Origin of the sequence: Streptomyces sp. NRRL S-920 (assembly GCF_000717945.1) — a bacterium.
GTDB lineage: Bacteria > Actinomycetota > Actinomycetes > Streptomycetales > Streptomycetaceae > Streptomyces > Streptomyces alboniger.
Window position 1 is genome coordinate 1 of record NZ_JODF01000089.1, and the last position, 21,547, is coordinate 21,547.

At 70.6% G+C, this 21,547-nt stretch carries 22 protein-coding genes; 5 read left to right on the plus strand and 17 right to left on the minus strand.

Annotated features, from left to right (window positions below; all coding sequences use genetic code 11):
* The first annotated feature begins 244 nt into the window (after positions 1-244).
* The 4 genes from IG54_RS39535 (at position 245) to IG54_RS38710 (ending at position 5,352) form a co-directional block, all read left to right on the plus strand.
* Positions 245-1,231 carry a hypothetical protein gene (locus IG54_RS39535; protein WP_051820375.1) on the plus strand — a complete coding sequence of 329 codons (987 nt, stop codon included), beginning with the start codon at positions 245-247 and terminating at the stop codon, positions 1,229-1,231.
* Positions 1,232-1,254: 23 nt separating this feature from the next.
* On the plus strand, positions 1,255-2,610 hold the full coding sequence (locus tag IG54_RS0134975) for a hypothetical protein (protein ID WP_030794370.1): 1,356 nt from the start codon (positions 1,255-1,257) through the stop codon (positions 2,608-2,610).
* Positions 2,607-3,401, plus strand: a complete 795-nt coding sequence (locus IG54_RS0134980) for a 3'-5' exonuclease (RefSeq protein ID WP_030794373.1) — start codon at positions 2,607-2,609, stop codon at positions 3,399-3,401. The genes IG54_RS0134975 and IG54_RS0134980 overlap by 4 nt, the downstream gene beginning before the upstream one ends.
* 712 nt (positions 3,402-4,113) lie before the next feature.
* Positions 4,114-5,352 (plus strand): MFS transporter, encoded by a 1,239-nt coding sequence (locus IG54_RS38710; protein ID WP_234336462.1) that lies wholly within the window; start codon positions 4,114-4,116, stop codon positions 5,350-5,352.
* Here IG54_RS38710 and IG54_RS0134990 read toward each other — a convergent pair.
* From IG54_RS0134990 to IG54_RS0135010, 5 genes are all read right to left on the minus strand, one after another.
* Positions 5,271-6,677, minus strand: coding sequence for a TfuA-like protein (locus tag IG54_RS0134990; protein WP_030794379.1), 1,407 nt, complete (start codon positions 6,675-6,677; stop codon positions 5,271-5,273). The genes IG54_RS38710 and IG54_RS0134990 overlap by 82 nt on opposite strands.
* Entirely contained in the window at positions 6,674-7,846 is a 1,173-nt protein-coding gene (locus IG54_RS0134995) for a YcaO-like family protein (RefSeq protein WP_030794381.1), read from the minus strand. The genes IG54_RS0134990 and IG54_RS0134995 overlap by 4 nt, the downstream gene beginning before the upstream one ends.
* Before the next feature lie 102 nt (positions 7,847-7,948).
* Positions 7,949-8,113 carry a hypothetical protein gene (locus tag IG54_RS42705; protein WP_199809637.1) on the minus strand — a complete coding sequence of 55 codons (165 nt, stop codon included), beginning with the start codon at positions 8,111-8,113 and terminating at the stop codon, positions 7,949-7,951.
* Positions 8,114-8,146: 33 nt separating this feature from the next.
* A complete protein-coding gene (locus IG54_RS0135005; RefSeq protein ID WP_234336463.1) occupies positions 8,147-8,761 on the minus strand; it encodes a hypothetical protein in 615 nt (204 codons plus the stop codon).
* A 5-nt stretch (positions 8,762-8,766) separates the two neighbouring features.
* On the minus strand, positions 8,767-9,402 hold the full coding sequence (locus IG54_RS0135010; RefSeq protein ID WP_030794385.1) for a hypothetical protein: 636 nt from the start codon (positions 9,400-9,402) through the stop codon (positions 8,767-8,769).
* Between the two features lie 230 nt (positions 9,403-9,632).
* Between IG54_RS0135010 and IG54_RS0135015 the strand changes: the two genes are divergently transcribed.
* The gene (locus tag IG54_RS0135015; RefSeq protein WP_030794388.1) at positions 9,633-10,883 is read left to right on the plus strand and encodes a hypothetical protein; all 1,251 of its coding nucleotides are present in this window, start codon (positions 9,633-9,635) and stop codon (positions 10,881-10,883) included.
* A gap of 324 nt (positions 10,884-11,207) precedes the next feature.
* Here the strand turns inward: IG54_RS0135015 and IG54_RS0135020 are convergent, their stop codons facing one another.
* The 12 genes from IG54_RS0135020 to IG54_RS0135075 form a co-directional block, all read right to left on the minus strand.
* Complete coding sequence (locus tag IG54_RS0135020) at positions 11,208-11,444, minus strand: hypothetical protein (protein ID WP_030794391.1); 237 nt, start codon at positions 11,442-11,444, stop codon at positions 11,208-11,210.
* 14 nt (positions 11,445-11,458) lie between these two features.
* Positions 11,459-11,740 carry a hypothetical protein gene (locus IG54_RS0135025; protein WP_030794394.1) on the minus strand — a complete coding sequence of 94 codons (282 nt, stop codon included), beginning with the start codon at positions 11,738-11,740 and terminating at the stop codon, positions 11,459-11,461.
* Between the two features lie 109 nt (positions 11,741-11,849).
* The gene (locus IG54_RS0135030) at positions 11,850-12,176 is read right to left on the minus strand and encodes a hypothetical protein (RefSeq protein WP_030794397.1); all 327 of its coding nucleotides are present in this window, start codon (positions 12,174-12,176) and stop codon (positions 11,850-11,852) included.
* On the minus strand, positions 12,176-13,846 hold the full coding sequence (locus IG54_RS0135035; RefSeq protein WP_030794400.1) for a hypothetical protein: 1,671 nt from the start codon (positions 13,844-13,846) through the stop codon (positions 12,176-12,178). Before IG54_RS0135035 ends, IG54_RS0135030 begins: the two co-directional genes overlap by 1 nt.
* Positions 13,847-13,989: 143 nt before the next feature.
* Positions 13,990-14,595: a hypothetical protein gene (locus tag IG54_RS42335; protein WP_158708990.1), complete on the minus strand. Its 606-nt coding sequence runs from the start codon at positions 14,593-14,595 to the stop codon at positions 13,990-13,992.
* Positions 14,596-14,693: 98 nt separating this feature from the next.
* Positions 14,694-15,446 (minus strand): nuclease-related domain-containing protein, encoded by a 753-nt coding sequence (locus tag IG54_RS38715; protein WP_051820380.1) that lies wholly within the window; start codon positions 15,444-15,446, stop codon positions 14,694-14,696.
* 26 nt (positions 15,447-15,472) lie between these two features.
* Positions 15,473-16,348 (minus strand): hypothetical protein, encoded by an 876-nt coding sequence (locus IG54_RS42340; protein ID WP_158708991.1) that lies wholly within the window; start codon positions 16,346-16,348, stop codon positions 15,473-15,475.
* A 12-nt stretch (positions 16,349-16,360) separates the two neighbouring features.
* Complete coding sequence (locus tag IG54_RS0135055; protein ID WP_158708992.1) at positions 16,361-16,729, minus strand: hypothetical protein; 369 nt, start codon at positions 16,727-16,729, stop codon at positions 16,361-16,363.
* Positions 16,730-16,769: 40 nt separating this feature from the next.
* Entirely contained in the window at positions 16,770-17,183 is a 414-nt protein-coding gene (locus IG54_RS0135060; RefSeq protein ID WP_051820382.1) for a histone-like nucleoid-structuring protein Lsr2, read from the minus strand.
* Between the two features lie 56 nt (positions 17,184-17,239).
* Positions 17,240-18,463 carry a peptidase M23 gene (locus IG54_RS39540; RefSeq protein ID WP_234336464.1) on the minus strand — a complete coding sequence of 408 codons (1,224 nt, stop codon included), beginning with the start codon at positions 18,461-18,463 and terminating at the stop codon, positions 17,240-17,242.
* A 1-nt stretch (position 18,464) separates the two neighbouring features.
* Positions 18,465-19,262 (minus strand): hypothetical protein, encoded by a 798-nt coding sequence (locus tag IG54_RS0135070; RefSeq protein ID WP_030794421.1) that lies wholly within the window; start codon positions 19,260-19,262, stop codon positions 18,465-18,467.
* Positions 19,263-21,392, minus strand: coding sequence for a hypothetical protein (locus tag IG54_RS0135075; protein ID WP_030794423.1), 2,130 nt, complete (start codon positions 21,390-21,392; stop codon positions 19,263-19,265). It lies immediately after the preceding gene.
* Positions 21,393-21,547: the final 155 nt, after the last annotated feature.

Genomic DNA, 21,547 nt, shown 5'->3' on the forward strand with positions numbered 1-21,547 from the left:
CGTCACCTGGCCCAACTCCACCACCACCAGCCGCAAGGCCCTGCGCGTCGTACAGCAGGGCGACACCTGGCTGGTCGACCAGTCCGAGGACATTGCCGACTCCGACGAAGCCCACGGCAACCCGGTCCACGACGCACTGATGAGGGGATGACGTCGTGATGGAACCGACGACCTTCTTGTCAGCGGCACGTGAGACCGTGAGGCCCCGCGACGCACATAAGTCGGCACAGGGGAGGACCCGAAGGTGAAGAAGGAACCGCCGCCGTCACCGCGCCTGGCCGCCGTCACCGTGCGGGACCCCGACCTGGCCGAGAAGGACCGGGACCTCTTGGTCCGGGCCGACCGTGACCCGCGCTCCTACCCTCGGGGCGAGGTGAGCGTCTGGTGGGCCACGGCCCCCTACCTGCTGCGTCCCGGTCTCGCCGTCGCTGGTCTCGGAGCTGGAGCCTGGGTCACCGGGGCAGTTGAGTGGTACACGCCGAGCCCGCACGACGGCGGGGCCACGGTGAACGACGCCTTCGGTCGCCCGATGCAGGAACTCTTCGACGGCCTCCACTCCGCCCTCCTCATGGCGTGGCCGATCGGAACCGCCGTCCTCGCGTTCATGGGGTTCGCGTACGCGGCGAACGCTGCTTCGCGGAACAAAACGGCACGGCGCCTGGCGGAGCTCAAAGACCGGTGTGTCCAGCCCTCCGAGCTGAACGACGACGCCCGCACCCTCCTCGCCCGTGCACAGCAGGCGAAGAAGGCTGTTCGCACCTCGGCGGTGCACCGCTTCGACCTCATCGACCGGCAGCACAATGACGTGGCCCTCCCCCGGCAGGAGTGGGAGATCGCGGAGGCCCTGCGGAAGTACACCCGGATGGTAAAGGCCGAGCCCTCCAACCCCAAGGGGGACAAGGTCGCCGCGCTGCTCAACACCCGGCGCCGGGCCCTACGGGCGAGCCTCGACGGGATCACCCGGCGGGTCGAAGCCCTGGAGTCGTACGCCGAGCAGGTAGCCCAGGCCGATGACCGCTACCGCGAACTGCAGCAGATCCAGACACTGACCGACGGCAGCGACGACGTCCTCGACTTCCTCGCCCGCACCGTGCGCGATGACCTCGCCATCGCCGAGATCGAAGGCATGACCGGAGAGGCCGCCGCCGTCGCCGACGCCTTCACCACGGCGCTCGAATCCGCGAAGGAAGCCGCCGTCATCGCCCTGCCCACTCGCACGACCGCCGCCTGAGCGACGGGGAACGGAATCCACTGATGAACGACCAGAGCGACGGCCCCACCGAGACCGCCGTCCGACTGTGTGAGTTCCCCGCCGGGTGTTCCCGGCCGGCGAAGGTGAAGGCGCCTGGTACCCCCGGGCCGCCGTCGAAATACTGCGATGACCCCGACCACACCGCGCTCAAAGCCCTGCGCTGGGAGCGGAAGCACGGCAAGGACGCCGCCGCTCGTCAGGACGTGGTTCCGGATGACCTGTCCACACTCCCGCACAGTGCCGCCGTGGCGGAGGCGCAGACCACGGAGATCAGCCTTCGTTCCCTCCTGGTCCAAGTCCTCGAAGTGCTCCCCGGCCATCTTGCGGCGGTGGAGGCCGCGGGCGATCCGGAGCTGGCGAGCGTCCAGGTCGCGAACGCGCAGAACGCCGCCCGGCTGGCCGTCACCGAAGCACAGACGAAGCTCGGGGTGGAGCATGAGGCCCGAATCGCCGCCGAGCAGGAGGCGAAGCGGCTCAAAAGCCTGAAGGAGACGGCGGAGGAGGCGGCCGTCGAAGCGGACGGCCTCCGCGAACAGGCCGAGTCGACCGCCACCCTGATGTTCCTCCTCGCGCTGCACGCCGTGCGATCCCAGCAGGTGGCCGAGCGGGAGGCTGAGGAACGGGTCACTGCTGCCGACGCGCGGGCGCACGACGCTCAGGAAGCCGCCCGTGCGGAGATCGAGCGAGTCACGACCGAGACGAAAGAGCAGATCGAAGCGGCGAAGGCGGCAGCCGACAAACAGATTGAGGAACACCGGGCCCGGATCGAGAAGGACGCCAAGGACGAGATCGCCGCCGCCCGGAAGAAGGCGGCGGACGAGATCGCCACCGCCCGGAAGGACGTCGAGACCATCGAGCGGACGGCCCGGGAGCGCGTCGACCAGCTCCAGGCGGAGACCGCCCAGCACAAGGCGACGGCGGAGGCCGCAACGGCTCAGGTCGCGGATGCGAAGCAGGAGCGGAAGGACCTGATCCAGGAGCACCTGACCGACCGGGGCAACCTGATCAAGCAGCACAACGAAGAACGCGATGAGCTGGTCAAGCGGCACAACGCCGACCGGGACCGGCTGCTCGAAGAACTGGAGCAGAGCCGGAAGTTCGGCGCGGACCAGGCGGCGGCGGCCGAGCGGGCGGAGAAGGCTCGCAAGGCTCTGGAGACCCAGGTCCGTCGCCTGGAGCGACAGGTGAAGTCCCCCGCCGGCGGCGGCAAGGGGGGCAAGCCGTCCTCGCCTGCGACGGACGGGCACGGCCGTGACCAGGTCAGCAGCACCGTGGCCGAGGACGAACCGATCCCCGGGCAGTCGCTCATCGTGAACGAACAGGGCCTTCCGGTCCGCGACGGGGAGGGCGACGAGTGACCGCCGATCCGGCGCTGCTGGACGACTTGTTCACCCAGGAGATCGACGGCCGGGCGGCCCGGTTCGTGCGGCCGGCCGACACCGACCGCCACGACTTCGCGGTGTACGACGGGGACGCCTTCCTCGGGATGCTCTACTCGGACCAGGTCCTCGGGACTGCCGGGTGGCGGCTCGGAGGGAGCGGTGAGCGGCACGGCGCCCTGGACGACGCGGTGCGGGCCTTGCGCAGACCGCGATCGTGGCCGCGCGAGCGGGCGCAGGTCGCGGACTGGGCCCGGCGGCTCCTGGCGGACGACTCACTGGCTGCGGTCGATATCGAGACCACCGGCCTGAACGGGGCGTGGGCGGTACAGATCGCGGCCACCGACAAGAGCGGCACCGTGCTCTTCGACTCGTACGTCAACCCGCAGGCCGGGATCGAACCGGGCGCCATCGCCATCCACAAGATCACTCCGGAGAGGGTGGCCGACGCCCCTACCTTCGGAGAGCTGCTGCCCGCCCTCGGTGAGGCCCTGCACGGTCGGACGTGCGTGGCCTACAACTTGCCCTTCGACAAAGGGTGCTTGGAACGGGAGCTGGAACGACACCGTTCGGCACAGGTAGCTGCCCACTGGCTGGGCGAGTGCCGGTGGCACGACGCGATGGAGCCGTACGCCGTCTGGAAGGGCCTGTGGTCGGTCAAGCGAGGACGCTACCGCTCGCAGAAGCTCGGAGGCCCGCACACCGCCGTGGAGGACTGCCGCCTCCTCCTGGCGAGGGTGCGGGAAATGGCATCGTCCGATCGACCGTAGGGGGCTGGACCTGTGACAGAACATGCCGAACGGCACGACTCGACCGGCGCGGCGGACGCGTCAGCCCAGCCGGGGTCGGAGCCTCACGTCCAAGGCAGTCCGGAGTCTTCCGGCCAGCGCGTCACCCCGCGCCCGGACGACCTGGACGAAGCCCTGTGGGACGGCCGGGGAATCGACATCACGCCCGACGGTCCGAGGGTCGGAGACGGCTGGTGATCTGGGTCGGCGTTCATCCAGCCGTTTGCCGCAGATAGGTCGCGGGCTGGGCTCGCTTCGCGTGCGGCGACGTCGTCCGCGAACGCCCGGTGGACAGCACCATCGGCTCTGAGTCTCGGGCGGCTAGGCGCCGTGACGATCAAAGACGGGAAGCGTGGCTGATGTCCGCGGGGGTGCCGCCGTACGGCCTGGGGGCCGCACGGCTGGGTACCTCCGCTCGTCGGTCCTCGACTGCGGGCGCTGAAGGGTTCCGTTCTGTGGTTGAGGTGGACCGCCCCACTGTGGGTCTGCGGGTACCTGTTGGTGCGTCTGCGACAGACGATCTTCGGGTTGCTCTAGAGTCGGGACCATCTTCCCGGTGGCGCCTCGCTACCGGGATTTCGTGTTCTCTGGGTGGAGTTGGATCTTGCGTAAGGCGCGGCTGCACGACCGGAATCCAGCGGGGCCCGTCCCACGTATCAGCTGGGCGGCCCGGGTCCGGGAGGCAGGCGCCCCCTTGGCGATCAGACCGTACCGGCTGCACTTCGCCGCCCGTCTGCTCTCCTGGACCGGCTCGGCCGTGGCGCCCATCGGGCTGGCCTTCGCCGTGCTCAAGATCGGCGGCGGGCCCGGAGCGCTGGGCGCGGTCCTCGCGGCGAGCGTCGTACCCCAGATCCTGCTGCTGCTCGTCGGCGGCGTCGTCGCGGACCGGCTGCCCCGACACCGAGTCATGGTGTGGTCCAACGTCGTCTGCGCGGCCGCCGAGGCGGCGGCGGTGCTCCTGCTCCTCTCGGGCACGGCCCGGGTCTGGCACCTGGTGGCGATGTCGGCCGTCTGCGGGGCGGCGGGAGCCTTCTTCACCCCCGCGGCCGGCGGCATCGTCGTGGAAGTCGTCCCGGCCGAACTCCGGCACGCGGCCAATGCCCTGCTGAAGATCGGGCAGAACACCGTGAAGGTCGCGGGGCCCGCCCTGGGCGGCGTCCTGGTCGCCGTGGTCGGCCCTGCCTGGGCCCTCGGCTGGGACGCTCTCACGTTCGCCGCCTCGGCCCTGCTCTTCTCCCGGATCAGCCTCAAGGCCAAGCACGTGAAGGTCCGGACCGGCTTCACCGCCGACCTGCGCGAGGGCTGGGATGACTTCCGCTCCCGCCGCTGGTTGTGGGTGATGGTCTGCCAGGCCGCCGTGATCGTTCCCGTGTGGCTGGTCGGCTACCAGCTCCTGGGCCCGGTGTACGGACAGCGGGTACTCGGCGGTGCCGCGCCGTGGGGTGTGGTGGTGTCCGGCTTCACCGCGGGGCTGGTGGCCGGGGCAGCGCTCGCCCTCATGTGGAAGCCGCGTCGTGTCGGGCTCGTGGTCTGTGCGGGCACCGGTTCGATGGCGGTGCCGCTGGGAGCGATGGCGGCGGCCGTACCGCTGCCCGTCCTCGCGGCCGCCACGGCGTTGGCGGGCACGGGGCTGGCGGTCAGCATGACCGTGTGGGCCTCGTTGGTGCAGGAGAGGATTCCAGCGGACCGACTGGGCCGGACCCTGTCCTACTCGACGCTCGGCCAGATCCTGCCCGTGCCCTTCGGATACCTCCTGGCCGGTCCCGCCTCCCAGGTATTCGGGCTTCGCACGACGCTGGCGGCGGGCGCCCTGATCATCGCGGCCGCCGCTGTCGTGCCGCTGGCCATTGCTCAGGTCCGGGGGCTCTGCCTCGCGCCGCTGGCGACCAAGGAGGGCGACGGCCCGGCAGTACCGGCGCGGGCGGAGAGGTAGAACGCTCGGGCCACCTCGACGGCGCCGGCGAAGTCGCGGAACGCCCGGTCCCTGGCCGCTGCGTCGAGCACGGTCCGGCCGCTCCGCTCGGGAAGCCCCCACCGCTGAACCAGCGATGCGGCGATGCGGTCGGCGCTCAGGTGGGCCGTGGTGCGGTGCGGGTCGGCCGCCTCGACCTCGGCGTTGAAGGTGAACGCGGCGGCCACGGCCTCGGCCACTGAAGGGACGGGGCCGATCAGGTCGCCTGCTTCGGCCACCGTCACCGGCCACACCGTCCAAGCTCCGTCCAGGCGGGCGGAGCGGACGACGATCCGCACCAGTGCTTCCTCCGGCGGGAGCTGGCTCACCTCGTCCTCGGTGAGCCAGTGGGCGAGCTGGCCGCCGGACATGCCGCCCAGCTCCACACCCGCATCGGCAACGCGCCGCAGAGCGGACCGCTCCACCGCCGCGGCTCGCACCGGGCGACACACGTCGTCGCCCTCTTCCTGCGCGAGAGCAGCCAGGACCCGCGTGCGCCACCGGCTGGGGAACCCCGGGTCGTAGAGCTGCTGATAGTTCAGGAGAGCGAGGCAGTTCACCAACTGCCCGCTCGCCTCCGCGACCGGCCGGAAGGCCGCCTGCCAGTACCGGACGAAGCTGGTCTGCCACGGCTCGCCAGCCCAGGCCCCGGCGGTGCCGGGGGCCGGAGGCAGGCCAGCGGCCACCAGGGCAAGGGCCCGCTCGGCGTCCTCCCTCTTGGCGTCGCAGGGGTGCACACGACGCCAGGCATCCGCCCGGTTGAACGCGGTCTTCAACCCCTCCCCCGCCGCGAGGCGGCCCAGGGCGGCCCAGGACCGGCGGGTGTAGGGCAGGGAGCGAGCCAGGTGGGCCAGCCGGGTCGCCTCGGTGGTCTCCAGCTGTCCATCGGCGGCCGCCCGGGTCAGAGCGGCCCGCAGGTTCACCAGGGCTTCGGACAGCGGGCGGCCGTCCTCGGTGTGGAGCACGGCGACTTCGTCGTCCGCGTCCAGGGCGCCGCTGCGGAAATCCTCGAAGATCCGCCCGATGCCGACCATGCCGTACGGAGCGAGCTCGGCGGCCCGCAGGGCTCCCATACTGGCGGCGCCGACCACGGCAACGCCGTCGGCCAGCAGCGCCAGGATCTCCTTGTGCCGTACCGGGGCGCTCTGGTGCCAGAGACCGTCGATGATCAGCACCGTGTCGCCGGGGCCGGCTCCGAGCCGCATCAGGTCCCCGTGCCGAGCCGGGGGGTGCGTCACGGCGTCGGGGAGGACTTCCCTGACGCGGGCGGCGGGCACGGTGGGCCCGGAGAAGACGTGAACGCTCAAGCGACTGCCTCCTGGGTCGGTCGGGGGATGACGTGCCGGGCGTCGTAGCGCAGGGTCGGGGCCAGCACCTTGACGACGGCGAACTCGCGCCGCTGGTGGGCTCCGTGAGTGAGGTCCACGACCAGCGGGGAGTGGCCGGTGACCGCGCTGATGCGGGCCGCCAGGTGCTCGGCCTCGCCTTCGTCCGTGGTGAAGCCGGTGGTGTGCTGCGCGGTGACCTCCGCCCACTTGGCGCCACGGCCGGTGGACGGCTGGGGGCCGTGGTGTACGGCGGGCCGGTAGGCGGCCGGGTGGATGTCCTCCCGGCTGCCGGTGATCTGGGTGAGCCGGGACTGAGCCGCTTCCGTGATCGCCCTCGACAGGGCCACGTGCGGGTCCAGGTGGGCGCCGGAGCCGGAGACCAGCAGGGCAGGCTGGTCCTCGCGCCACAGATAGCAGCTGATGACGGGCACCTCGAACCGGTTCGGCAGGTGCCACAGCTCCAGCCAAGCCCCTGCCGCCCGCACCCGGTCGATCAGGGCCGCACAGTGCTCGTCCTCGACGCTGCCGGGGTCGATGAGACGACCGTGCCCCGACCCGTCGGCCAGTGCACTGATCGTGTCGCGCTCGATCAGCTCAGCCAGGGCGTGGACGACGGCCTCGGCGCGCGTGTTGCCGGAGGCGAGACCGTTCGTGGACGCGCTGGGCAGGTGCAGCCGCCACCGGTCGTGGGCTTCCCTGCCCAGCTGCACGCACGCCGCCGGGACGAGCGTGGGTTCGCCGTCCAGTGCTGATCGTGCCGTGATCCAGTCCAGGACGGTCCAGCCGGTGAACAGAGAGCCGGGGTGGCTCTCCAGGGCGGTGACCGGATAGGGCAGGTCCAGGCCGAGGCCGTCCGCCGGCGCCCGCACTTCGGCGGTCGGGACGGCCCGCTCGCCGTGCCATGCCTCGATCGCCTCCATCGCCCCGGAGACCCGGGCGGCGGCCAGCGTCACGCCCTTGCCCTGGGCGACGGACAAGGTGCGGGCCAGCGGCCGCACGGCCATCGTCACCGGGATGCCGAGATCATCCAGCCCGGTCACGTCGGCGACGCGGGTGATGCCGTACGCCATCAGCAGCGGTCGGATCGCCTCCCAGGTCTCGTCGGGATGACGGGTCCGGTGGGTGCCGTCGAAGTACGCCTTGCGCATGGACTCTTCCCTTCGCAGATGCCGAAGCCCGGCCGCCGGGACACCCAGGTCATGAAGGGTGCCCCGGCGGCCGGGCGGCTTCAGCTACCGCCTGCAGAGCCGTCAGGCGGACGGCAGCGGGTAGGTGTGGGTGTCGGGGAAGGCGGAGTCCGGCACCGCCGGGTCGCCGCCGGAGTTCTGCGGCATGTTGCCCTCGGCGTGCAGCTCGACCACGAAGTCGGCCGGGTCCACGGCCTGCGTCGTGGCGGACGGGATCTGCTGGGACATGGTCGTTCCTCCTGGGGCTAGGGAAGGACGCTGCTACACCGAGAGGTCGGTGAAGCAGATGGTGATCAGTACCTCGCGCGACTGGGAGTCGAGCGGGGTACGCCAGTGGGGGATGCGACTTCCGTCGAATCCGGTGAGGACGCGGTGGCGGACCGGGAAGGTCTCGCCGCCGTCGGGGTACGGGGTGTCACCGAGGCGGTCGGCCACCTGCTGGGTGGTCAGCCACCGCAGGCGGGGCAGCCAGCCCATGGAGACGAGACCGGGGGTCAGGCCGCACGAGAAGGTGATCTCACACTTCCCGTCGTCGCGGTGGACGTGCATGTAGTCGCCGGGCTCGTAGAACTTCAGGCCGAAGCGGATCGGGGTCATCCGGGCCCGGCCGGTCGCCTCGCCCGCCACCTCTGCGAGGCCCTTGGACATGGCCAGCCGGCTGAGTGCGTCTCCCCCGGTGTGGACCCGGCACCGCTGGGGGGAGGTGATCGAGCCGTCCCGCATCACCAGCAGGCCCGGCCGCTGGTTGTGGCGGACGACCGCGTGCGGCTCGCACCGGTCGGCCTCCTCGGCAAGCTCCTCCCAGAGCCCGGGGTCGACCACGTCCTCCGGAACGACCGCCCGTCCTTCCGCCAGCCAGAGCTGACGTGCAGTCATGCCCATCACAGGTCCATGAACGACATCGTCACCAGCAGGCCCATCGACGTCATCGGCCGGCGCCAGTGCGGCACGTGGTACCCGGCGAACGCCCGGACACTGCCGTCACCGTACGGGTGAGCCAGGGTCGTGAAGCCCTCCCCCTCGGGGAACATGCCGTGCTCGCTGACGACCTCCCCCAGGCGGTCGGGAAACTCCCCCATCAGGTTGGGGGCCCACCCCATCGGCGGCAGGTCCTCGGTCACCGCGACGGCGACGGTCACGGTGGACTTCACCGAGTCCACGTGCAGGCCCTGGAAGTCGCCTTCCTTGTAGAGGACGACGGCGCCACCGCGCGGGATCAGCCGAGGGATGCCGGTGGCCTCGCGCAGGGTCATCAGCAGGGTCTTGTCGTAGGCCAGGGTCTCCAGCACCGGGCCGGGCGGGATGAAGCCGCAGTGCACCGGGGAGGCGAAGCTGCCGTCACGGTGGGCTGCCGTGTGCTCGTGGACGTGGGGGGTGACCAGGTCGATCCGGCCGTGCGCCTCCTCGACCAGGGCCTTGAAGCGGTCCGGCTCCAGGACACCGGGAACGATGGCCGTTCCCGTCTCCTCCCATGCGGCGCGAGCCGGCTGCCGATCCACGGGTGCTGCGGTGTCCATGATCCCCTCCAGTTGGTCTGTCTGTCCGGGTGGCGCCGTGCGGCCGGTGGAACCTCGACCCGCCACCGAGACCGTTCCGGCGGCGAGCCGAGGGGTCGGCGGCGTTCGCCCATTGAACTGCCGGGGAACACAAGGAATGAGGGGCCACGAAGGGGTGCGTTTCCCGGCGGGGGGCCGCTCCGGGGGGCCAGGATGAGGGCCGCACCCGACGGCGACGGAGGGAAAGTGTCATGGTGGCCCCGGACGGCATCGGCGCCTTACTTCGAGCGATCCGCGAACGCGCCGGACGCACCCGAGATCAGCAGGCCAAGGTCGTTCAACAGGCCCAGGGCGGCCGGTGGTTCGACTGGGAGAACATCAAGCGGTGGGAACTGGAGAAGCGGTTACCGGTCCCGGACTGGCACGAGACGATCGCCCGCGCATACGGGCTGAGCGTCGCGGACGTGCAGCGGGCAGTCGCCGCATCGCGGCAGCACCGACGCAGCCAGCGCAGGGAGAAAGAGGACGTGAAGCGACGCAGTTTCTTCGGGGTGGCGGCCGCGGCCGTAGGTTCAACCGCGTTGCCGGGCATCGCGCAGGCGCGCGAGGGCATCGACGGGGCCCTCACCGGCTCCGGAGCCGGTGACCTGGCTTACCTGGAGTCGGCATTCGAGCGGCACCGGGGCGGCTACCACGGCCGGGCGCCCGACGACGTGCTGAGCGAAATGCAGGCGGACCTCGATCTCCTCGGTCAGGTCCTCCGCCAGCCCCACCCCGCCGGGGCACGTGCTGATCTCGCCCGTACCGCTGCGGGGATTGCCGGTCTCGTCGCCATCGTCCAGCACGATCGCGGCGACAAGGGGGACGCGTTCCGATGGTTCGCGACGGCGGAGAAGGCAGCTCGCGAGTCCGGTGACCGCAGGATGACCGCCTGGGTGCTGGCGCGGCACGCGATGGTGCCGTTGAACTACGGCGCCCCGGAGGCGGCCGTACGGATCGCCTCCCGAGCTCGCAGGGCCGCCGGTCGGACGCCCACCGCCGCCGGCGCATTGGCGGCGGCGGTCACGGCCCGCTCCCTGGCCGCCATCGGTGATCTTCGGGGCGCCCGGATGGCGGTCACAGATGTGCGGAACCTCGTGGAACACCTCGACGGACATGAAACAGCAGATACCTGGTTCGGCTATCCGGGACAGAAGCACTTCGTCCACCTCTCCCAGGCGTACACCCTCCTCGGGGACACGGAGGCTGCCTACGCGGCCCAGGACGGTGCCCTCGACCTCACCGACTCCCCATCGGTGATGACCCGGGCCCTGATCGCGATGGACACCGCCGCCTGTCTGCGCCTCGACGGCGACCCTTCAGCGGCTGCCGAGATGGCGGCAGGCATCTTCGACCGCCTCCCGGCCCCCTACCGTGACGGCCTGATCCGATCTCGGGCCGAGGCTCTGCACCAGGCGCTCAACGGCCGTCCACGGGACCTTCTTGGGCAGGCTCTCGCCTGACAGGCGCTCTGTCGCGCGGAGCACCCAAAGGTTCAAATCAGGGTACGGGCGGGCAATTCCGTGGCAGAGTGGGCCAACAGCCCAGCGCCGAATCCCCCCGTTTCGGCGCTGGGCTTGCCCGTTCCCGCGTGACCTCCTGGGCGGGCGCTCGTTCATCTCGGCGGAGGTCATTCCGCATCGACTTTCACGCTCGGCGCCGAGCGGTGTCTTCGGAACGGTCCCTGATCGGTCCGCCCGCGGAAGGGTGTTGAAGACACCGAGGGGCTTCTCCTCCTACCCCCCCCGCGGGGGGGGGTAGGAGGAGAAGCCCCTCGTCGTTCGTCGTCAGTCCAGGCCGGCGTACGCGATGCTGAGAACCGTGACGGTCTTGGTCTCGGCGCCGACCATCAGCACCACCGCCAGGTCCCCGGCGGCCCACAGCCGCACCACGCCGTCATCGACGTCGCCGTACGGCTCGGTCGCGGTGATGGGGTCGGTGAGCGAGTCGAGCAGAAAGCGGGCCAGGCGGTCGCGGGCCCGCTCGGGCAGGCTCCGGTAGACCTCGTGTTGCGTGGGGTCCATGTAGAGCCGGTAGTTCACGCGACCCGCCGCTCGCTGATCAGCTCGGTGACGTCCGTGTACTCCGGCGGCAGAGCGCCGCCGTGCTGACGCTGGTAGTCCAGGACCTCGGGGGCCTTCGCAGCTCCGGCCCGCAGGTCCTCGATGAGCTTCCGCCACCGGGCCCCGAGGGCTTCCAGCTCGCTGAACGGGGTGAGGTTCAGCTGACGCATGAACTCCATCCGCTGGCCCGGCGTCAGGGCGTGAGCGATGGCGTCCGGGGTCCACTCCCCCTCGCCAGGATTCGTCGCCTCGCGCATGGTCACCGCCTTCCCGTGGCACGGGGCTCCGGAACGGTCGCCGGGCCCTCGCCCCCCAGAGTAGCGGCGGCAAGGGCCCATGCGGGATACGACGGCCAGTCCCGACCGGCTACCGGCCGGTGCCCGGAGGAAGGGCGGGACGGTCCCGGCGCCCGCTCATCGGGCGTCCGCTGCGGCGTTCTCCTCGGCGGCCGACCGGCTCCTCCCGCTCGACGTGCACGGTGTGCTCCTCGGCGGCCGGCGCCGGGGCGGGAGCGGGGATGACGGTGAAGACGATCCGGTACTCGGGGGTGCCGGGTTCGGACCGCCGGTTCTGCAGACGGCGCGGTTCGTCCACGGCGACCGGTACCGGGTACGCCGCGAGGGCCCTCCTGATCAGGTCCGTGACCTGCTCCTGTTCCTCGACGCTCGCGCCCATGATCCGGATCTCGGCCATCAGCGGGTCACCTCCTGGCGGGGTGCGGCCTCGGGGAGGTGAGCGCGGCCGCGGGCGCGGGACCGCCGCAGCAGCTCCTCGCGTACGTACTCGCACCCCTTCACCGCAGGCAGTCCCCTGACCGGGGTGACCGGGTCGTCCCCCTCCCGCAAAGCCCAGGATTCGTCGGCGGCGAGGTGCATCGGGCGCTTGCCCGCCCGCGCGGTGTCGGCCGCGATCAGCTTCTGGTCCTCCCCCGGCCGGCCCGGGACGATCAGGCGCCCGCGGGTCACGTCCCGCACCCGGACCAGTACGCGCTCCCACGGGGAGGCGTCCGCCAGGTCCTCGTCGGAGAGCCCCCCGGCGTACCGCTCCCCCAGCGGGACGGACGGCTTCACCCGGCGGTCCAGCAGCACCTTGCCGGTGGAGGCGTCCATGACGGCGATCTCGATGATCTCGGTCGTCTCGGTGTCGTTGGTCGGCTGCCCGGAGGACCTGGTGCACAGCAGCACCGCCGTGTCCGCCGCCAGGATCTCGCGTGCCTGACGTGCCCGTTGGCCCCACCGGGTGCCGCCGACCGTGATGTCCGCGCGGTAGCGGGCGGCCTGCTGGTCGGCGCGGAGCTCGGCGGCGACCTGCTCGCGTGTCGGGCCGTCCTGGTCGTCACGGGCCCAGTCCAGTGCCCACGCGCCGGTGCGGTCGTCGTGGAAGGCCCACATCTCGACCTGGTGCCGGTCGGCGACGGCGGCGGCGAAGGCGTGAATCGCCTCAGCGCGGGTCGTCACCCGGCTGTACTCGCGGAGCGGACTCGGCTCTCCGGGTCGTACCGCGCGGACCTCCTCCCACGGCACACCCGGAAGATCCCGCAGGCCCTCGACATCGCGGGTCCGGAACAGCGGTACCTCGATCCACCTCCGCCGCCCGACCCGAGCCTCCGTGTGGGTGGCCGGGGTGATCCAGCCTGCGGCCACCACGTGCTGCCAGTCGGTGGGGTACCGGATCTCCAGCAGTCCGGCCGCCTCGTCGGCCCGGATCAGCCGGTCCCCCGTCACCTTCTCGCACAGCTCCTCGTCCGCAGCGAGCACGTCCAGGTCCTCGACGGCGAACCGTCCGCCCCTCCCCGCGCTGATCCGCCCGTCCTGGGCGACCTGCTTCAGCTCGGCCACCTTCCACCCCAGACGGCCGGCTGCCTCGTCGGGCGGCAGGCTCACCTCCACCCACGCGGTCCACTCGGCCTCGCTGCGGGCCTTCGCCTCCTGCCGGACGGCGATCAGCTCGGACATCAGCGCCTTGGCGTCCTCGGACACCGCGAGGGCCCGCGCGTCGCGTACCGAGTAGAGGTCCCAACCCTTGTACTCATCCACGACGCGCAACCTGGTCTTCTCGGCCAGGGGCGGCACGTCGGCGGCCTCGACTTCGAGTCCGGTCAGCTCGGCCAGCAGCTCGGCCGTACGCCGGGCGCCATAGCCCTCGCGGTCCGCGATGCCCTCGCGGATCTCCTCGACCCGCGGGGCGAGGGCGTCGGCTGCCTCGCGCGACCACCCCTTGGACTTGTCGCGGGGCGGGATGAGCCCCAGCTCCTGTGCCCGGGTGACCATCCAGGGCTCGATGCCCAGTTCGGCCGCCAACTGCGTTCCGTTGACCACTTTCGGCCGCGCCTTTTGCGCCGCGACCGCTACCTCTTCGGACATCTTGCAGAGCCTTCCATTTCTCGCCTGATTCACCGACGCCATTTCATGGATAGCAGTACCGGCAACGCTTTACAAGCAGAATCGACAATCAAGCAGAAAGGCAGCTCAGAAGCGATTGGCGGATATGCAGGGTCGAAATAACGTTATTGGTCAGAACTCTTTCGCGATTCAGTTTGAGAAACCTCCTTGGTGGGCCAGTGGTCCGCGATCCCTTGCCGGACGATGGCGCCGAAGGTGAGCACATGGGCGCCGAGGGCGGCTCGCCGGTCGCGCTGTTCCTCGGTGAGTCCGCGCAGGTTGCCCAGCCCTTGGCTCAGGATCTCCTCGATCCACGGCTCACTGATCCGCCACGCGGCCGTCCGCGCCTGCCAGACCAGGTCATAGTCGAGCGTGCAGGCGAAGGGAGTCCCGAAGTCCTCCCCTGGCCTCTCCGACCCGGGCCACATGCCGGGCAACGACAGCTCGGCCTTCTCCTCCTCGGTCAGCGGGCGCCAGTCGCGGGCAAGGTCCGGCTGCGCCATGCGGCCGCGCACGCAGGCTTCGACAAGGTGGTCCTCTGTCGGCCACTCCGCCTTGCGGCGCAATTCCGCCTCTACTCGAATCTTCTTACGCTCTCGGGAATCCCTCGCGTTTAGCAGGGAAAGGCGACGCCAGGTTTTTTCAGCCAGCCGGTACGACCGGGCGGTGCTGCTGATCCGTGCCGCAAGATCCTCGGACATGTGGACGGTGACGCGCAACGTTGCTGGCATACACCTATTAAACCGTTCAGGAAACCAATATGCCAATGGCCCGGGAAACCTCCCGGGCCATTGGCATGATTTGTTCGACTTCCTGGCGAAGCGACGTTCTATTCCTTCGGGGGAAGGGCCTGGTCGGCTGCCTGCCCGGCCTGGGCGACCTCGGCCGGCGAGAGGACGCGACGCTGTTTGCGCAGGTGGCTGCGAAGGCGCCTGGCCTCGATCACCACCACGCCGTCGAAGACCAAGATGCCGCGACGGCCAACCGGGGCCCCGTGTACGGCGATGATCGGCCGGACGTCGACCGGCAGCCCGTCCAGCGGGCGCCGGAGGGCAGCGGCTGCCTGCCTCGCCTCCCCGTGGGCTTTCGCCACCTCGCGGTTCTGGGCGTGGGCGCCGTACCACAGGGTTCCACCGTCGGGGCTGACGGCGACTCGCGCCCCTTTGGCCTGCCAGTTCTTGGTGTTGATGCAGGCAATACCCCAGTGCCCGATGGCGAGATGGTCCAGATTCGCGACCTTGCCGAGTGCGCGGTCGTGGAGGATGACCGCGCCGCGGCGGGCCAGCGGGGCGAGCATCCGCGCGGTCCGCCGTTCGCCTTCTGCGCCGGACCGCCAGGCCCGTACGTGCTGGGGGGCCGTGAGCGTTCCGCACCACGCGAGGACGACGGCGAGGGCAGCGATGTGGCCGAACAGCGGGACACCGATGCCGTGCCAGCCGATCCACCACTCCAGCACCCCGGCGAGGGCGAGTACGGGGGCCAGCCCGATGAGGAACCGCCGTCGTGCCGACGTCCTCCAGGACCGGAGACGCCGCTTGTACTCCTGCTGGGCCGACTGGCCCGGTCCCACACGGATCGCCATCCGCTCCCCCGTTTCGTGGTGGTGCGTCAGGAGGCTGCGGGCAGCAGCTTCGCCGCCCACTCCTCGGTCGTGGTGATGATGATCGGCTCGACGTCGACATGCCGGAGCACCCGAAGGAGGTCCTGGACGCGCTGCTGGGCCTGGGCGGGATCGTGAGTCCCGGGGTGCTTGGGGCACTGGGCGACCAGGTGCTTCCAGCAGAAGTGCGCGTTGCGGGCCAGCCGCAGCGTCTCGTCCCGGGGGGCCTGTTGGTCGTGCCGGAGCCAGGCCGCGCGCATGTGCAGTTCCAGGCTGGTGGTCCATGCCGCCCTGCGCAGTGCCAGGTTGGCCCTGACCGCGACGACGTTCACGGTGTAGGGGTGCGAGGCACCGTACGCGTCGTCCAGCGCGTCTTCGAGATCCTTGGCCGCGACCTCGGCGGCGGGGAAGTTGCCCGCGATGTCCGCGGACCTCACCGCATCCAGCATCTCCCCGTACTCGGGGGGCAGGGGTGCCATCCAGTCGACGTTGGGCGTGGCCGGGGGCGGGCCGGGGATGACCGGCTCACCGGTGGGCGGGGGAAGGTGGACGGGGGCGGCTGCGGTCGCGGGAGGCGGCTCGGGAGCTCGGCGTGCTGCAGGCGGGGCCGGCGCCGGGTGAGGTTGTTCGAGCGGCGTCACCTCGCCGTCCCAGTCGACAATCAGGGGCCAGGTGCTGCCGTCCGGCTCCTTGGCGTTGACGCGGACCGGTCGGTCGAGCCGGGCGGCCTTCTCCTGGATGTGCGCCAGGGCGGCGTCGCGGGCGTCCTGGCCGGGGAGGGTGTCCACTGGATGCCCGTCGACGCTGGCCTCACCGCTCTCGCGGATCACGATCGTGTAGACCGGGGTCAGGGGGACGGCGTCATGGTCGGTCACAACAGGCATCGGGCCACTTCCTTACTGCTTTTCCGTGTGCAGCCGGTCCGGGTCGGTCCACGTGGCGGCACAGCACCTCTGGATGGCGTCGAGCGCGGGCCCGGCGCCGTAGTACAGAACGGTTCCCGGCCGCGTACGGTCGGTCAGTTCGGTGCTGGTGGCGTTGATCAGGTGCTGAGCGTGGGGGGCGATCTCGTCCATCAGCTTGTTGGCCCGGTCCGCGGGTAGCGGGGCGACGGGCCAGCGGAGCGTCCAACACGCGGCCACCAACCACGGGGGGCTGGCCGCGAACTCGTCGGTCGCGCGTACGTCCAGCTCCCCCGTGGTGAGGTTGAGCCAGACGAAGCAGGCCGCCTCTTCGGTCAGCCTCTTCGCTGCCTCTTCGGTCAAGGGCCGCCAGGCCACGGAGGGCCGGGTGCGTCCCTTCGGATCAGCGACCGGCATAGGGGTTCTGGGTCGCGGGCTCGGCGTCTCCCTGTGCGCCCTGCGGCGGGACGCTCGGCCCCGGCTCGGCCTGCGCTCGGGCGTACGCCTCGCGGACCGCCGCCGGGACCGGGCCGCGGTCGGGCACCTCGTGCCCGTTCGCCTTGGCCCAGTCGCGGACCTTCTTCGTCTCGGCCGCCGTCTCGGACTTGGTCTTCGTCGTCTTGCGCCCCTTGCGGCCGGCGCCCTGCTTCACCCGGGCCACCTTCAGCAGTGGAGCGAGAGCTTCGTCGTACTCCGCCAGGTGCTCCGGGTTGAGGTCGACCTCGTACTCGGTCCCCCGCCACATGAAGTCGATCCGCTCGACGCCCTTGATGCTCTCCTCGTCCAGGTCGTCAACCAGGATCAGCCGATCTGCCACACCCGTCTCCTTTGCTCTGTTCTAGATCATCTCAAAAGGCACTGACATGCCACTTCTTATCCGGCATTGGGGAAGTACGGTGGCGCCCAACCCTGGTACGTAGCACCCCATTTCGACTCAATATCCGTGGCAGGAACGATCGAGATCCGGCCGGGCTCGCGGATGTCGTTGGATGCGATTTCCCCGTTGCCGACGTAGAGCGCGACATGCCCCGCCCGGCCGTCGGTGCTCCAGAACATGAGGGCACCGACCGGGGGGTTGCGGTCCCGGTTGTGCCGCATTGTGGACGGCATTGCCCAGTAGTGGTCGATGGCGTACTGGGAACCGGCGGAGGTCCAGCCGTACGACTGAGCAACGAACTTCAGGCACCAGCGATACCACTCCAAGGACCCGCTGTCGGCCTCGCGCTTGGCCCACTTGATGGCGTCGGCGGTGGACCGGCGGTTCTTCACCTGGGCGGGCCAGTCGGCGTTGCCGTCGTGGAACTCGGTGCCCGGCTTCGCAGGCGGTCCGTCTTCCTGGTCCTCCTCGTTCTCGCACCGCTCGGTGGGGGCCCCGCTCGGGGCGTCGGACGGGGTGGCCGTGCTGCCGGACGGGTTGTCGGTCGGCTGGCTGTCTGCCCGGCCGGGGTGCGCGAGGTTGATACCGGCTTCCTTCGCGATCCGGCGGGCCTCGGACTCCTGACCGGCGTACAGCTCGCCCTGCTCGGAGTGCTGGACGGCTTCGGCGGCCTCCTCCAGTGCCATCGACTCCCAGCCCTTGACGTCCGTCAGCCCGCGAGGGCTTCCGCTGTCCGCGCCGAAGAAGAACATCTTCGCCGCATAGGCGGGCTTCATGATCTGTTCCTTGGTGCCCCATCCGTACTGCGGCTTCTGCTGGAACAGGCCCACGGAGTCGCCCGGACCGTGATCGAGATTGATCAGCGTGCTCTCCTGGAGCGCGGTCATCAGCGCGATCAGGGTTGCGCGTCCGGGCAGGCCGCCCTGGGCGGCCACCCTGTCGATCGTCTTGGCGTTGTCGATCTGCTGGGCATGGAGACCGTCGGTGCTGTCCTTGCTACCCCCGTCGTCGCTCTCGTCGTCGTTCTCGTACTGGGCATCGGGCAGACCGGCGCCGCCGCAGGACGCGGCGGACGCCTGGGAGCTACCGGCGATGCCGCCGACGATCCCGAGCCCTATCAGGAAGCAGAAGAAGAGGATGCCGGCGGGGACGACGAGTTTCAGCGCCGCCCCCCGACGCGCCACCCCCGAGGCCAGCATGGCGGCCTGGCGCGAATTCACGTCAGACCCCCAGCACCCTCGACACGCGCCACTGGTCGCCGTCGCGCGTCATCTCCGCCTGGAAGACATAGGTCTTGTCGTACTTCTTGTAGCCCTCAATGACGGTCTTGACCTTGACCTCCCGCCAGGCCCGCAGCGGGGTGTCGATGCCCAGCTTCTCGTCGGCCTTGCCCACCTCGACCCCGGTCACGGTGGACACCCCGCCGTTGGAGATCAGGTTGTCCCACAGGCTGTCTCGGGTGCCCGCTAGATTGCGGGCCAGGGCCTCGGTCATCCACGGAGCCGCCCGCTCGACCACGGTCTCGTGCTCCCTGTCGACCGGCGGGTTGCGGGTCATATAGACCCGACCCCAGCCCTCCGCCGTCTTCTCCGGCGCGCTCAAGTCCACGGCCGGAAGCGAGGCGGACGGCGACGCCGATGCGGAAGGGCTCGGCGGCGAGCTCGCCGTCGTGCCCCCGCCGGCGGGATCGGCGGCGGTGGCACTCGGGGCGGTGCTGACGCTCTGCTGCCCCTTGTCGTCCCCGGTGATCCACTTCGTAGCGCCGAATCCCACGACCAGGATGACGACGATGATCAGGGCGGCACCGGCAGGGTTCATGGGCTCCTTGGCCCGCTCCTCCTCCAATACCTGTTTCATCGTCGTCTTGCGGTTGGTCTTCGCCGTACGGCGGGCTTGGCGGCGGGCCTTGCGGCGCTGGCGCCGCTTGCCCCCCTCCTCGACCTCCGGGACCTCGTAGACCTCCTGCAGCAGCTCGCGGAAGTCCGCGGGCGTACGCGGCTTCTTGTCGTCGTCAGCCACTTAGTTCCCCCCGTTGCGGCGCGTCACGGTCGGCACGGACAGACCCCGGCCGCGGCCGCGACTGCGGGCCCGGCTGCGGTTTTCCGGCCGGGTGGGGTTGGGCCCGGTGGAACCGCCGGGACGGTTCGGTGTCGAGCGGACCACCTTGTGCGGAATGACCTTCGGCGCGGAGGTGCCCGTCTTCGGACCCTGCCGGAAGGTATAGCTGGCGCCGCTGTTCTCGGTCCGCAGCGTCGGGGACGGACGGCTGGCCGCTCCCGCTGCCGGACGGCTCGTGCTGTTCGCCGCCGCCTGCGCGGAGCCGCTTGCGGCGGGCAGGGCCTGACGGGGCACCGAGCCCCCGACCTCCGCCGGGCGGCGGGTGCCTCCGACCTCGGCCGGGCGGCGGGTGCCCGGGACGGCCTTGGCCGGGCCGTCTGCAACGGACCGGCCGCGGGCCGGCGCGGTGGACGACGGCAGTTCCGGACGGCTGGTGAGGGGACCGACTTCCTTACGGCTGCCGCTGTTCGGCAGTGCGGCGCCTGCCGTCTGGCCGGAGGGCAGCGGCGGCATGGGGCGGCGGGCACCGGCCAGGGCGCCCGGGTTGCCGCCCGGCGGAAGCTGCGGGGTCGTCGGCCTGTCGGCGTTACCGCCGCCTCCACCACCGCTGCGGCGGGGCATACGGGGCATACGCGGAAGCCGCATCCCCGCGAGTCCGCGGCCGAGTCCCTTGGTGATACCCCATCCGGCCTTACCCGCCGCGCGGGCGGCGAGCAGTCCGCCGACGGCGGCGGCCGGGCTGGTCAGGCCCGTGACGCCGACGATGGACTCCAGGACGCTGCGGAACTTGAAGGCGACGATGGCGGTGGCGATGCTGATTCCGGCGGCGGCCGCATAGCCGTACTCGCCCATCATCTTGGTGGACGCGGTGGTCACGACCAGGACCGAGCCGAGGGTCATCGTGGCGATGGCGCTCTGCAGCGTGTAGCCGAGGAGGAAGTCGAACCAGCGAACGCCCCACGTCCTGGGCCTTCCTGGGATGATCCACAGGCAGGCAAAGATCACTCCGGACACCAGCATGAGCAAGGCGCCAAGCAAAGACGCCAGACTCGCGAAGGCCAGCATCAGGACCAGGGCCGCGAACAGGATCACGCAGATCAGCGCCGGGATGGCGACCATCATGCGGCCGACCGGGTTGTGGCCGTCGACCCAGGAGTTTGATTCACCCCCGATGCGGTCGCCCACGCCCTTCATATGCTCCTTGCGATCCTCCGGGTTGATGCCCTTGTCCAGCAGCCCCTTGCCCTCGGCCTTGCAGGCTTCCAGGCTGCCGAACTGGACCACGCACCACGGGGTGACGACGTAGGTCCGCCAGACGGCATCGCTCGACTTCCGCAGCATGTTGTCGCGCTCGTTGTTGCCGTACGTGGTCTTGTGACCGAGGTCGATGGGTTCCTTCGTGCCGTCACCCAGGCCGGCGCTGGTGGCGTTCATGGCCACGCTGGAGCCGACGTTGCGGGCGGAGTCGATCCCGTTGACCCAGGTCTGCGGGGCCATCAGCAGCGAGATGGAGAAGATGGTCGAGACCGCCACCCAGCCCAGCTGGGACAGACCCGATCCGGCGGCCCGGCGGTGGTTGGCCCACGCGACCAGGGCGCCGATCACCATCGCGGAGGGCAGCAGCGTCTCGGTGAGCGTCTTCGCCGCACCGCCCACGGAGGCGGTGATCGCGTTCTCCAGCGGCGGGATCGTCGTCACGTTGAAGATCCACTGCACGATCGTGACGGCGGCTGAGCCGATCACGGCGGTGAGGGCCATGCAGATGATCGCGGGGATCTCCAGCATGGGGTCCATGACGTCCCACATGCCGTAGTCGTCGGTGACCGTGTAGAGCAGGGGGTTGCCGTACTCCTCGTACAGCGTCCCCTGGCCCTTCGTGTACGGGATGTCAACGGAGGGCAGGAGGTCACCGATGCCGACCGGGGTGTAGTCCTTCGCCCACGCCGACTGCGCGGTGACCATCAGCGTCACGTAGATCCCCAGGACGGGAATCAGGACGGTCCGCTTGCGGGGCAGCCGGAAGTTCTGCAGCCGGATCAGCAGCTTCAACACGCTGAAGCGGTACTTCTTCCGCGGTTCGAGACTGATCACGACGTCATCCCCTCATCAGCGCGTCGCGGACCGGGTTGCCGTGCGCCTCGTCGGACTCGGCAATGTCCTCGGACTGGTCGACCAGCCAGGTGTCGCCCTGCTGTACGACGCGCAGGGCCTTGCGGCTGGTGGTGGTGGAGTTGGGCCAGGTGACG